Source organism: Herminiimonas sp. NPDC097707 (assembly GCF_044761395.1).
Taxonomy (GTDB): Bacteria; Pseudomonadota; Gammaproteobacteria; order Burkholderiales; family Burkholderiaceae_D; genus Oxalicibacterium.
Genome location: NZ_JBIWCI010000001.1, coordinates 1,339,031 through 1,352,271 on the forward strand (window position 1 = coordinate 1,339,031; position 13,241 = coordinate 1,352,271).

The 13,241-nt window shown below is 54.0% G+C and carries 13 protein-coding genes and 2 tRNA genes; all 15 read right to left on the reverse strand.

Features of this window, described 5'->3' with window-relative positions; translation table 11 throughout:
* Positions 1–3: 3 nt before the first annotated feature.
* The 15 genes from ACIQW9_RS06430 to ACIQW9_RS06500 all read right to left on the reverse strand — a co-directional run bounded on the left by ACIQW9_RS06430 (position 4) and on the right by ACIQW9_RS06500 (position 13,195).
* Entirely contained in the window at positions 4–1,371 is a 1,368-nt protein-coding gene (locus ACIQW9_RS06430) for an aspartate aminotransferase family protein (protein WP_402334389.1), read from the reverse strand.
* A 372-nt stretch (positions 1,372–1,743) separates the two neighbouring features.
* Positions 1,744–1,819: transfer RNA gene (locus tag ACIQW9_RS06435), tRNA-Gly, on the reverse strand.
* Between the two features lie 92 nt (positions 1,820–1,911).
* Positions 1,912–1,987, reverse strand: a tRNA-Gly gene (locus ACIQW9_RS06440).
* A 63-nt stretch (positions 1,988–2,050) separates the two neighbouring features.
* Positions 2,051–2,638, reverse strand: a complete 588-nt coding sequence (gene pgsA, locus ACIQW9_RS06445) for a CDP-diacylglycerol--glycerol-3-phosphate 3-phosphatidyltransferase (RefSeq protein ID WP_011871474.1) — start codon at positions 2,636–2,638, stop codon at positions 2,051–2,053.
* A 68-nt stretch (positions 2,639–2,706) separates the two neighbouring features.
* Positions 2,707–4,563 carry an excinuclease ABC subunit UvrC gene (gene uvrC, locus ACIQW9_RS06450; RefSeq protein ID WP_402334392.1) on the reverse strand — a complete coding sequence of 619 codons (1,857 nt, stop codon included), beginning with the start codon at positions 4,561–4,563 and terminating at the stop codon, positions 2,707–2,709.
* Between the two features lie 40 nt (positions 4,564–4,603).
* On the reverse strand, positions 4,604–5,617 hold the full coding sequence (gene nagZ, locus ACIQW9_RS06455) for a beta-N-acetylhexosaminidase (protein WP_402337925.1): 1,014 nt from the start codon (positions 5,615–5,617) through the stop codon (positions 4,604–4,606).
* A 74-nt stretch (positions 5,618–5,691) separates the two neighbouring features.
* Positions 5,692–6,084 (reverse strand): holo-ACP synthase, encoded by a 393-nt coding sequence (gene acpS, locus ACIQW9_RS06460; RefSeq protein WP_402334395.1) that lies wholly within the window; start codon positions 6,082–6,084, stop codon positions 5,692–5,694.
* Positions 6,081–6,848: a pyridoxine 5'-phosphate synthase gene (gene pdxJ / locus ACIQW9_RS06465; protein ID WP_402334397.1), complete on the reverse strand. Its 768-nt coding sequence runs from the start codon at positions 6,846–6,848 to the stop codon at positions 6,081–6,083. The genes acpS and pdxJ overlap by 4 nt, the downstream gene beginning before the upstream one ends.
* Before the next feature lie 13 nt (positions 6,849–6,861).
* On the reverse strand, positions 6,862–7,716 hold the full coding sequence (gene recO / locus ACIQW9_RS06470) for a DNA repair protein RecO (RefSeq protein ID WP_402334400.1): 855 nt from the start codon (positions 7,714–7,716) through the stop codon (positions 6,862–6,864).
* 12 nt (positions 7,717–7,728) lie between these two features.
* Positions 7,729–8,631 (reverse strand): GTPase Era, encoded by a 903-nt coding sequence (gene era / locus ACIQW9_RS06475; protein WP_402334403.1) that lies wholly within the window; start codon positions 8,629–8,631, stop codon positions 7,729–7,731.
* Positions 8,628–9,614, reverse strand: a complete 987-nt coding sequence (gene rnc, locus ACIQW9_RS06480; protein ID WP_402334406.1) for a ribonuclease III — start codon at positions 9,612–9,614, stop codon at positions 8,628–8,630. Before rnc ends, era begins: the two co-directional genes overlap by 4 nt.
* 20 nt (positions 9,615–9,634) lie before the next feature.
* Positions 9,635–10,027 carry a DUF4845 domain-containing protein gene (locus ACIQW9_RS06485; protein ID WP_402334409.1) on the reverse strand — a complete coding sequence of 131 codons (393 nt, stop codon included), beginning with the start codon at positions 10,025–10,027 and terminating at the stop codon, positions 9,635–9,637.
* A gap of 18 nt (positions 10,028–10,045) precedes the next feature.
* Positions 10,046–10,969: a signal peptidase I gene (gene lepB, locus ACIQW9_RS06490; protein WP_402334412.1), complete on the reverse strand. Its 924-nt coding sequence runs from the start codon at positions 10,967–10,969 to the stop codon at positions 10,046–10,048.
* Complete coding sequence (gene lepA, locus ACIQW9_RS06495) at positions 10,966–12,759, reverse strand: translation elongation factor 4 (protein ID WP_402334415.1); 1,794 nt, start codon at positions 12,757–12,759, stop codon at positions 10,966–10,968. The genes lepB and lepA overlap by 4 nt, the downstream gene beginning before the upstream one ends.
* Before the next feature lie 154 nt (positions 12,760–12,913).
* Entirely contained in the window at positions 12,914–13,195 is a 282-nt protein-coding gene (locus ACIQW9_RS06500) for a glutaredoxin family protein (protein WP_402334417.1), read from the reverse strand.
* Positions 13,196–13,241: the final 46 nt, after the last annotated feature.

Below are 13,241 nucleotides of genomic sequence, written 5' to 3' on the forward strand. Positions count from 1 at the left end.
ACATCAGGCACGCTTGGCGCGTGTCAACAGCTGATCCAGCAAGACCATTGCTTCATCGATCTCGTCACGACTGATCATCAACGAAGGTGCGAAGGTGATCACGTTTTTGTAGTAGCCGCCGACGTCCAGTACCAAACCACGTTTCTGGCCTTTGTATTCGAGCGTACCTTCCAGACCCATATCGACCATCTTGTCGAGCAAGGCACGGTTAGGTGTGAAGCCATCTTCCGTACAGATCTCTGCGCGCAAGGCCAGACCCAGGCCATCGACATCGCCGATTTCCTTGTGACGTTTTTGCAGATCGCGCAAACCTTCGAGGAAGTAAGCACCGCTTTCGCAGACTTGTTTTCCGAAGTCCACTTCGTGCGTCATCTTCAATACTTCCAGGCCGATGGCTGTGCCCAGCGGATTGGACGCGAAAGTCGAGTGTGTCGAACCTGGAGGGAAGATCGTAGGATTGATCAACTCTTCGCGCGCCCACAAACCGCTCAGCGCATTCAAGCCATTCGTCAATGCTTTGGCAAAAACCAGTACGTCTGGTTGCACGCCAAAGTTTTCGATAGACCAGAGTTTGCCGGTGCGCCAGAAGCCCATCTGAATCTCATCAACCACCAGCAGCACGCCGTGATCGTCCAGCACTTTTTTCATGCCTTTGAAATAGTTCGGCGGCGGAATAACGTAACCACCGGTGCCTTGAATCGGCTCAATGTAGAAAGCAGCGTATTCGCACTGATTAGCCTTTGGATCCCACACTGCGTGATATTCGTTCTCGAATTTGCGTGCAAATTCCTTGACCAACGACTCGCCATATTCTTCAGCCGTCATGCCTTTAGGGCGACGGAATGGATAAGGGAAAGGCAGGAAATGCGCGCGGTCGCCGAAATGACCATAGCGACGACGGTAGCGGTAGCTGGAAGTAATACTCGATGCGCCCAAGGTACGACCGTGATAACCACCTTCGAAGGCAAACATCAGGCTTTTACCGTTGCTGGCATTACGCACAATTTTCAGTGAATCCTCGATCGCCTGCGCGCCGCCAACGTTGAAATGCACGCGGCCTTCACGGCCCCATTTTTTCTCTGCATCCTGTGCTATCCATTTTGCCAATTCAATCTTGGTCGGATGCAGATACTGACTGGCAATCTGCGGCAGTATGTCGAGCTGCTTCTTCATCGCGTCTTCGAGACGCTTGTTCTTGTAACCGAAATTGACGGCCGAATACCACATCTGCAAATCAAGGTAACGCGTGTCTTCAGCGTCGATCATGTAACTGCCTTCGCAGCCGGCGAAAATTTTGGGCGGATTGACGTAATGGACGGTATCGCCGAAGGAACAGTATTTCGCTTCGTCAGCCAACAGGTTTTCGCTCATGCATACTCCAGATTGTGCGTTGAAAAGTCGTTGCTACCATTCAGGCACAACGACAACAGCCAGCATTCTGGAATGGCAATCTTTCGCGACTGTCGAGGAATTGTGTGGAATTTGTGGAGGGAAAAGCTGGAAGGCCAGAACATTTCACAAACATCATGGCGATGGCAGAATTGAAAGCACATCGGAAGTTCGCTGATGACAAAACGGAAATGCGGCGATATCCATCTTGCATAGGCAAGGCTGCGCAACAGCGTATACATCAAGCTCGGGCAAATAACAGTGGAAGAGATATGAAAGTGAAGCAGAAATGAAAAAAGGAGCTATAAGCTCCTTTTTTAACACCTGATGTCTGCAAATTATTGCAGTTAAATCTGGAGCGGGAGAAGAGTCTCGAACTCTCGACCTCAACCTTGGCAAGGTTGCGCTCTACCAACTGAGCTACTCCCGCATGTACTTCTTACTACGTCAAACCGTTTTGAATGATCATGTCGCACATCATTCAATAAAAAAGGAAGCCTGATCAGCTCCCCTTTAGAAATCTGGAGCGGGAGAAGAGTCTCGAACTCTCGACCTCAACCTTGGCAAGGTTGCGCTCTACCAACTGAGCTACTCCCGCATCAACAACAGGTGCGTATTATAGATGAATGACTTTGCTTGTCAAGCACTCTACGCGTCAAACTTACAGTAAATGTCCTGCGCTTTCCTTGATCAGGGGCCAGGCCTTGCGCAGGTAATAAAACATCGACCAGACGGTCAGCACGGCAGCAACCCATAACAGAATGTCACCCCAGAATTTGAGATTGATACCCCAGATGCTGTCGTAATAAAGCAGCATCGGTATCGCTACCATTTGCGCGATCGTTTTGATCTTGCCGAGCGAACTAACGGCGACCGATTTCGATGCACCGATCTGCGCCATCCATTCGCGCAAGGCGGAAATCGTGATTTCACGACCGATGATGATGAAGGCAATGACTGCATTGACCCGATCAAGTTCGATCAACACCAGCAAGGCGCCGGCCACCATCAGTTTGTCGGCCACCGGATCGAGAAATGCACCGAAGGCCGAAGTCTGATTCCAGCGACGCGCCAGAAAACCATCTATCCAGTCGGTCAGAGCCGCAACAATGAAAATCAGGGTGGCCGCCAGGCCTTGCGTTTTATTGAACGATCCCAGCCAGGCGTCTGGTATATACAGCACGCCGACCATCAGCGGAATCAGCGCAACGCGCAACCATGTGAGAAGAATAGGGATATTGATGGGCATATCAAACTTTACATTTTCATGAATGTGCTGAGTACTGCGTAGGCACGCATTGGATGCGCACCCGTAATCTAATGCAATTGCTTGTAAATGTCTTCTGCCAATTGCCGCGAAATGCCTTCGACCGACGATAAATCCTCGACGCTGGCATCCACCACGCCGCGCAGGCCGCCAAAGCGCGCCAGCAATTTCTGCCGTCGCTTGGCGCCTATGCCTTCTATTTCTTCCAGCCGCGAGGTCTGCCGTGCCTTTGCGCGCTTGGCGCGCATGCCGGTAATGGCAAAGCGATGCGCCTCGTCGCGAATTTGCGCAATCAGCATCAAGGCGCCGGACTCCTTGCCCAGCTCCTGCGGCGCACGACCATCGACGAAGACCAGCGTTTCCAGGCCGACCTTGCGCCCCTCGCCTTTGGCAACGCCAACAATCAGGCTGATATCCAGCCCCAGCTCGACAAATACCTGACGCGCCATTTCAACCTGGCCTTTGCCGCCATCGATCAGCACGACGTCAGGCATCACGCCGTCGCCGTTGGCGACTTTTTCATAGCGGCGCATCAGTACCTGCCGCATGGCTGCGTAATCATCGCCGGGGGTGATGTCGTTGATGTTGTAACGACGGTATTCGCCATTCTGCATCGCGTGATGATGGAACACCACGCATGAAGCCTGCGTCGCTTCGCCCTGCGTATGGCTGATATCGAAACACTCGACGCGGAATGTTTCGATGTCTTCTACGTCTATCTTCAGTGCATCGACCAGCATGCGCGTGCGTGTTTGTTGCGAGCCCTGTTCCGACAACAGGCGCGCCAGCGAAATCTCGGCACCCTTCTGCGCCATCTCCAGCCACTGGCGGCGTGGCCCCTGCGGCTGGAAAATCAGATTGATGCGATGGCCGCATTGCTGCATCAGGGCCAGCATCAGTTCCGGCTCATCGATTTCCGTATTCAGGATCAATGTTCCGGGTATGAATTTGTCGATGTAATGCTGTGCCAGAAAAGCCTTCATCACCTCCCCGGCCACAGACTCTTCTGCATTCGTCAGCACATTATCGACATGCGTCGGGAAATAGGCGCGATCGCCCAGATGTCTGCCGCCGCGCACCATCGCCAGATTCACGCAGGCACGTCCGCCCTGCACGATCACCGCAATGATGTCGATATCGGCATCGCCGCCGGTGTCCATGCTTTGCTGATGCAATACGCGCGACAAGGCATTGATCTGATTGCGCACCAGCGCGGCCTGCTCGAACTTCAGTTCTTCCGCATACGCCAGCATCTTGGCCTGCAACACTTCCAGCACTTCAGTCTGTCGACCTCGCAGGAATTTCGCTGCATTATCCACATCGAGCGCGTAATCTTCCTGGCTGATGTAGTTGACGCACGGCGCACTGCAGCGATGGATTTGATGCAGCAGGCAAGGCCGTGTGCGATTGGCAAAAACGGAATCTTCACAGGTACGCAGCAGGAATACCTTTTGCAAAATTTGCATCGATTCCTTGACCGCCCAGCCGCTGGGAAAAGGGCCGAAATACTGATTTTTCTTGTCCACCGCGCCGCGGTAATAGGCCATGCGCGGAAATGTCTGGCCGGTGATTTTCAGGTAGGGATAAGACTTGTCATCGCGAAACAGGATGTTGTAACGCGGCTGCAGAGTCTTGATCAGATTATTCTCAAGCAGCAGCGCTTCGGCTTCACTCCGCGTGATCGTGGTTTCCAGTCGCGCGATTTTTTCCACCATCAGCGCCGTGCGCGGACTGGCGAGATTTTTCAGGAAGTAGCTGGAGACACGCTTCTTCAGATCGCGCGCCTTGCCGACATAAAGCAAATTATTCTCGGCATCGAAATAGCGATACACGCCCGGCAGATTCGGCAGCTTGGCTACCGTATCCAGCACGACTGCACGCGGATCTGGCTTCTCCATGTCAGACATATTGCACTACCTGCCCATTATCGAAAACCGGAAAACATCATCAAGCCGCAGCCAGCGACAATGCTGTTTTTTTCGCTGCGATATACCGCGCTTCCTGCTGCAAGTCATTCCAATCCAGTGCAGGCGCTTGCGGCGTCAACGCGGCAATGCGTGCCGCCGATTGCGCCATTGCCTTGCCATTCTTGATCTGCAAGCCGGCCAGCAATTGATCGGCTTTATCCGGCGCATTGCAAATCAGGACCATGTCGCAACCGGCAGCCAAAGCCGCATGCGCGCCATCGATCACGGTGCCGGCGACGCTCGCGCCTTCCATGCTCAAATCGTCGCTGAAAATAATTCCGTCAAAGCCAAAATCCTTGCGCAACATCGTCAGCCATTTGCGGGAAAAACCGGCCGGATGTTTATCCACCTTGGGATAAATGACGTGCGCCGGCATCACGCCAGCGAGGCTCAAACCGAGCCAGTCGTAAGGCGCGGCATCCTCTGCCAGAATCTCCTTCAGCTCACGTTCATCGACCGGAATTTCCAGATGCGAATCCGCTTTCACAAAACCGTGGCCGGGAAAGTGTTTACCGCAGTTCAGCATACCAGCCAGCATCAAACCGTGATTCAAACTTTTTGCCAGCAGGCTGACCACGCGCGCATCGCGATGGAAGGCGCGGTCACCGATCACGCCGGATTCGCCATAGTCCAGATCAAGCACCGGAGTGAACGACAGATCGACGCCGCAGGCACGCAATTCCGCAGCCAGTACATAGCCGATATCCGTTGCCGCTTTGGTCGCAGCCAGCACATCCTTATCCCACAAGGCACCCAGTTTGCGCATGGCAGGCAAATGCGTGAAGCCATCCGTCTTGAAACGTTGTACCCGACCGCCTTCATGATCGACCGCGATCACGATGCCGGGACGTGCCGCATGGATCGCCGCTGTCAGTTCCGTCAGTTGCGCACGGTCTTTGTAATTGCGGGCGAACAGAATCACGCCGCCGGTCAGTGGATGTTGAATGCGGCGAATATCGTCTGCGGACAATTGCGTGCCCACTACGTCCAGCATCACCGGACCGAAGCCGGAATTTACTGCCGAATTTAAAGCTGATGTTGAAACTGAATTTGTAGCCACTGCTGCGTTCATTTTTTCTCCACAATCACAAAAGCGACCGCGTATTCGACTTCATCTGTAATCGAAACCTGCGCGGTCAGTCCGTTTTCCTGCATGAATTCTGCCAGCTTGCCGCTGGTGACCACGACAGGTTTGCCGCTGGGCGCATTCAGAATCTGCGCGGCACGCCATGTCATCGGCATGTGTATGCCCAAACCTATCGCCTTGGAAAATGCCTCTTTCGCCGCAAAGCGTGTCGCCAGAAAGCGCAAGCCGCGCGCCGCCACCTTGGCCTTGCGCCTGTGATATTTTTCCAGTTCTTCGACACCCAGCACGCGCTCGGCAAAACGATCCCCATGCCGCCCCACCGCTGCTTCTATACGTGCGATCTTGATGATGTCCGTGCCTATGCCGTAAATCATCGTTGCAGTCCGCTCAATCGTGCCGCCGTCATGATCGCCTTCATTTCACGCACTGCATTTTGCCAGCCGACGAACACAGCATGGGCCACGATCGCATGGCCGATATTGAGTTCGGCAATGTCCTCAATCGCCGCAATCGCCTGCACATTGGTGTAATGCAAGCCGTGGCCGGCATTGACTTTCAAGCCGCGCTTGACACCTTCCAGCACGCCGCGTTCGACCCGTTGCAATTCTGCCTGCTGTTGCGCTGCATCGTGCGCATCGGCATAACGTCCCGTATGCAATTCAATGACCGGCGCGCCGGCTTCAGCTGCGGCCTGGATCTGCGCCGCATCGGCATCGATGAACAGGCTTACGCGTATGCCTTCGGCTTGCAACTGTTTAATCGCAGCCGAGACTTCTGCAAAATATTTAACGACATCCAAACCGCCTTCGGTCGTGACCTCTTCGCGCCGTTCCGGCACCAGACAAACGTCCTGCGGTTTGATGCGACAGGCAAAATCGACCATCTCGCTCGTTACTGCCGACTCCAGATTCATCCGCGTGCGCAATTGCGGGCGGATCAATTCGACGTCAGCATCCTTGATGTGCCGTCTGTCCTCGCGCAGATGCAATGTGATCGCATCGGCGCCGGCTTCTTCAGCCAGCAAGGCGGCCTGCAAGGGATCGGGATACACGGTACCGCGTGCATTGCGCAATGTGGCGACGTGGTCGATGTTGATACCGAGATCGATAATGGATGATTGTGGCTGGAGAAAACTCATGTCGAATATTCCGTTAAAGCTGCAGCAGGTCTATCAGTATCTGGCGCGTATTCAGGGGCGCGCCATTCAAATGATGCGCGAGCAGAAAGCGCATCAGAAATTTGCTTTGCATTTGCGTGGCCGCATCGCTGTAATCTTCTTTTTCCATATCCAGCAGGGTCTTGCCGGCAACCTGCGGCCAGGTATCGGCCTGACGCGCCGGGCGTGGGCCGCGCTCGGGATCGACCACATAATTTACCCCGCCCAGCAAAGGATTTCGCGTAGCGGTACAGATCTTCCAGTCGCCGGAAACGCCGCTTTCCTTCAGCAGTGCACGCTCGAATTTGCGCAGGACGATGGCCGCCGGTTCATCGTGCGCCAGCTGATTCAAGGCACTGACGTAATGATTGAACAAGGCGGGATGCGGGTCGTCACGCGCAAGCAGCTTGACCAGTAATTCATTGAGGTAAAAACCGCACAGGAGCGCCGATTTTTCAAGGGGTAAAAGTCCGCCTACCCATTCGGCGGAAGTCAGCGTTCTCACTTCAGCCTTGCCGCTCCAGCTCACCGACAGCGGCTGAAAAGTTTGCAGGACGCCGCGCAGTTTGGAATGCGGGCGTTTTGCGCCCTTGGCTACCAGCGCAATACGACCATGATCGCGTGTAAACACATCGACGATCAGGCTGGTTTCCTTATAGGGGTAGCTGTGCAGCACGAAGCCGGGTTGTTCGGCGATGCGACTGTCTTTTTCCAGAGTGCGTGGGCGACGCGTGGTAGTTTTGGCAGGCGTTACAGCAGTCTGGACAAGGCCGGCATCGCCGCTGCTCGCCAACTTTTCGTCAGCGGAAGCAGCAAATGAAGAATCGACCTCGACAATGAGTGCGGCCATCTTGAATCGGTTTTATTCGTAGCCGTATGCGCGCAGGCCGGCTTCGTTATCGGCCCAACCGGATTTGACCTTGACCCAGATCTCCAGATACACGGGGCCGCCGAACAGGCGCTCCATGTCGAGTCGTGCCTGGGTGGAAATATCCTTCAGGCGTTCGCCCTTGTTACCGATAACCATGGACTTGTGCGTATCGCGTTCGACCAGAATGGCGGCAAAAACGCGACGCAGATTGCCTTCAAGCTCGAATTTTTCAATCAGCACGGTGCTAGTATAAGGCAATTCATCGCCGACGAAACGGAACAGTTTTTCACGCACGATTTCAGCAGCAAGAAATTTTTCGCTGCGGTCGGTGATGTCGTCTTCGCCGAAGACAGGCGGGTTTTCCGGTAAGTGTTTCTTGATCTCGCCTTGCAGATTTTCCAGCTGGAAACGCAGTTTTGCAGAAACCGGCACCACCGCCGTGAAGTCGCGCTTGGCTGCAATTTGCTGCGCAAACGGCAACAGCACCGCTTTGTCTTTGACGCGATCCGATTTGTTGATCACCAATATGCATGACACATTTTTTGGAATCAAATCTAGCACTTGCTGATCTGCCTGGCCGAAAGTGCCGGCCTCAATGACAAACAGAATCACATCGGATGCGGTAAGCGTCGTCGTCACCGTGCGATTCAGGGTCTTGTTCAGCGCATTCGAATGACGCGTCTGGAAACCCGGCGTATCGACATACACAAACTGCGCATCTTCCACGGTTTGAATCCCGGTGATGCGATGACGCGTGGTTTGCGCCTTGCGCGATGTAATACTGACCTTGGCGCCGATCAGTTCATTCATCAGCGTCGATTTTCCGACGTTAGGGCGACCGACGATCGCGATATAACCGCATCGAAAGTGAGACAGTGCGGTAGATTCAGTCATGCAATTTTGGAATGGGAAGTGGTAGAAGATTTGCTTGCTGCATTGTCAGATGCAGCGTCGGATATTTGTTTTGCATCAGTTTCGGCAATCAGGCTTTTTTGTGCGTCTGCTGGTTCATCCAGCTGCTTCGCCGGCTCGGATTCTGTTTTTACCTCAGCCTTAGCGCTTTTTGCGTCGGCCTTGCTCGAGGATTTTAATGCCGGCGCCACTTCATTGAGCGGTGGTGCATCAGGCTGCACGGTCGCGATACCGGCCAGTTTCAACTGTGCGGTGCGCGGCTTGCTCTTGCGGCTGGTGCCAGGTGTTTTGACCAGTGCAGCCTGCACGGCTTCCAGCGCCAGTTTGGCCGCGGCCTGTTCGCCTGCGCGACGGCTGCCGCCGGTGCCGAATACCTGAATGTCCAGCTTAGGCACCAGACATTCGATTTCGAATTCCTGATTGTGCGCAGCACCATGCGTGGCAACGACATTGTATTGCGGCAGTGCGATTTTCTTGCCTTGCAGGTATTCCTGCAACAGCGTTTTTGCATCCTTGCCCAGCGTTTTCGGATCGACGCTATCGAGTATTGGAATGTAGAGCGCACGTATCACATCGCGCGCCGCATTGAAACCGGCATCGAGGAAAATCGCCCCGAACAGCGCTTCCAGCGTATCGGCCAGAATGGAGGGACGGCGAAAACCGCCCGACTTCAATTCGCCTTCGCCCAGACGCAAAAACTGCGACAGCTCCAGCCGTTGGGCGATTTCATACAAGGATTGCTGCTTGACGAGATTGGCGCGCAAACGCGACAAATCACCTTCATCGATCTTGCTATAGCGATCGAACAGCAAGGAAGCCACCACGCAATTCAAAATGGAGTCGCCGAGGAATTCCAGCCTTTCGTTATGCACGCTGCTATGGCTGCGATGCGTCAGGGCCTGCTGCAGCAGCACAGCATCCTTGAACGTATGGCCTAGCCGGTTTTGCAGTAACGTTACATCCATTTTATTGATCGCTTCCTACCTTAAGGAACAGCTTTTTTCTTTAATTTGTTGTCGTTGGTCGAGCCGGCATAATCAAGCAGCAGACTGGCCGGGCCGACGAGTGGAATGATTTTCTGGTAGGCGAAACTGATGTCGGCCACATCGCCATCCTTGATGATTTCCAGATCATTGCCAGTGATGGCCTCGATATAACCAACCTCGGCCTGCCGATTGAAGGCCGCGCGCATTTCAGGAATGGAGCCGCCAGTAGCCTTGACGCTGGCAATGGCCTTCTTGATCGAGAAATATTCGGTCACTGTCGGCGTTACCTTCAGCGCAAGCACTGCAATCAAGCCGACGATAGCCAGGACCAGAATCAATCCTACCAGAGTGACACCTTTCTGCTGACGATGCATGCCTGACGATAATGCCATGTACTCGCTCCTGAAGAATTATTGAAAACTGCCGATACGGCCAAGGTTATTCGGGAAACTGTTCAAGTTCAACCAAATAAAAAATGCTTTTCCGACAATATTTTTGTCCGGTACGAAGCCCCAGTAACGACTATCCAGACTGTTATCCCGATTATCGCCCATCATGAAGTATTGTCCAGCCGGGACTTTACAGGTAAATCCTTCTGCATCGTAGGTACACAAATCGCGATTCGGGAAATCATGCGGATTCGATACATAGGACGGCGCCCGCGGATTATTCAGGATTTGATGCGCCACGCCATTCAAATTCTCGGTCAGCAGCTTGGAATAGCTCAGTGTCTCTTCATCCAGATAATCCGGCAATGGCTTGTAAGAAACTTGCTGTCCATTAACAATTAATCGCTTGTTACGATACGTCACCGTGTCGCCAGGCACACCGACCACGCGCTTGATATAGTCCAGCGTCATGTTTTCCGGATATTTGAAAACCATCACGTCGCCGCGTTGCGGATGGCCGACTTCGATGATTTTCTTGTTAATGATGGGCAAGCGTATGCCGTAGGTATATTTATTGACCAGAATCAGATCGCCCACCTGCAGCGTCGGCACCATGGATGTCGATGGAATCTTGAACGGTTCGTACAGGAAGGAACGCAGACCGAACACCAGCGCAATCACAGGAAAAAAGCTGCCCGAATACTCTATCCACGTCGGCTGGCGCATCAGGCTGGCCTGCAGCGCGGCGCGACCATTATTGTCCGGCTTGATACCCTCGCCTGCCAGCTTGGCATTGCGCGCATCGAATTCGGCCAGCACGGCATCCGCTTTTGCACGACGCTTTTTCGCCAGATAAAATACATCCAGCACCCAGACGATGCCTGTTCCTATCGTCAGAACGAAGAGGATTAGCGAAAAATTGCCCAACAGGTCTTGCAATGTCATTTATCGTCCACTTGTAGAATTGCCAAAAACGCTTCCTGCGGAATCTCGACCGAGCCCACCTGTTTCATGCGTTTTTTACCGGCTTTTTGTTTTTCCAGCAGTTTTTTCTTGCGGCTGATATCGCCGCCATAACATTTCGCCAGCACGTTCTTGCGCAAGGCTTTCACGTTTTCACGCGAGATGATGTTGGCACCGATGGTGGCCTGAATCGCGACGTCGAACATCTGACGCGGAATCAGTTCACGCATCTTGGACGCTACCTGACGTCCGCGATACTGGCTGTTCGAGCGATGCACGATGATGGCGAGCGCATCGACTTTTTCGCTGTTGATCAGCATGTCGACCTTGACCACATCCGAGGCGCGATATTCCTTGAACTCGTAATCCATCGATGCATAACCGCGCGAGGTCGATTTCAATTTATCGAAGAAGTCGAGCACGATCTCGGCCATCGGCATTTCGTACACCAGTTTCACCTGACGACCGTGGTAGCTCATGTCCATCTGTATGCCGCGCTTGGCGATACACAGCGTGATCACAGAGCCTACATATTCCTGCGGCATGTACAGATTGACGGTAACGATAGGCTCGCGTATTTCTTCAATCTTGGATGGCTCAGGCATCTTGGATGGATTGTCCACCTTGATCAGGCTGCCGTCGCCCATGATGACTTCATACACAACAGTCGGTGCCGTTGTGATCAGGTCCATGTCGAATTCGCGCTCGAGTCTTTCCTGCACGATCTCCATGTGCAGCAAACCGAGGAAGCCGCAACGGAAGCCAAAGCCGAGCGCTTGCGAGACTTCAGGCTCGTACATCAACGCGGCATCATTGAGCTTCAACTTTTCCAGCGAATCGCGCAAGGCATCGTACTGGTTGGCCTCAACCGGGAACAGGCCGGCAAACACTTGCGGCTGCACTTCCTTGAAACCAGGCAAGGGCGTGGCAGCCGGACGGCTGGCCAGCGTCACCGTATCGCCAACTTTGGCCGCCTTCAATTCCTTGATGCCGGCGATGATGAAGCCCACCTGCCCGGCCGACAGCGTCGGCAGCGATACCGAGCGCGGCGCAAAGATGCCGATGTTTTCGACCAAATTGACCGAGCCGCTCGCCATCAGCAGAATTTTTTCTTTCGGTTTCAAGGTGCCGTTCATCACGCGCACCAGCATCACGACGCCAACGTAGTTATCGAACCATGAGTCCACGATCAGCGCTTGCAGCGGCGCATCCGGATCACCCTTAGGCGGCGGCACCTTGGCGATCAGTGACTCGAGCACATCGGCCACACCCAGACCGGTTTTAGCTGAACATTGCACGGCATCCGTTGCATCGATACCGATCACGTCCTCGATTTCAGCCATGGCGGCCGGCGGGTCGGCATTCGGCAAATCGATCTTGTTGAGTACCGGTACCACTTCGACGCCCAGATCCAGCGCCATATAGCAGTTCGCCACCGTTTGCGCTTCGACGCCCTGCGATGCATCAACCACCAGCAATGCGCCTTCGCAGGCGGACAAAGAACGACTGACCTCATAGCTGAAATCGACGTGGCCCGGCGTATCGATCAGATTCAGGTTGTAGACCTGACCGTCGCGCGCCTTGTACGTCAGCGCAGCGGTCTGTGCCTTGATCGTGATGCCACGCTCACGCTCGAGATCCATCGAATCAAGAACTTGCGCCTCCATTTCGCGATCGGACAAGCCGCCGCACAATTGAATGATGCGGTCGGCAAGCGTCGACTTACCGTGGTCGATATGGGCGATGATGGAAAAATTGCGGATGTTGTTCATTAACCAGGTTGCACACAAAAAAAGCGCTCAGTGCTGGGATATTTCCCCAAGCGAGCGCCTTGTTACAGAGGGAGGACGGCCCGACATTTTACCGTATTTCAGAGGCGAAAGCCCGTAAATTCCGGGCTTGCGGGCCGGCAAGGAGAAATTTCCTCTATACCTCGTCCCCGTCGGCACCTGAGTCGGCATGGGCGACAAACGTCCGTACCGCCGCTTCATCCAGGAAATAATGGCACAGCTGCCGTGCCGGCTGAGCACTTTTGCTGGCGACAAGCACCGGCACCAGCTCATCGTATCGGGCCAGCAGCGACTCATCGGCATCCACATCGACGACGGAAACAGTATGCGCTTCGACGATGTTGAGCGCATGCAAGGCCGCGAGCATGTCATCGCACAAATGGCAATAACTGCGCGAATAAAGAGTAAATTTGATCAAGGTCGAATTCCGGTCAAAAGAAAAGGCTGCAAGCTTTTCAGCAGGC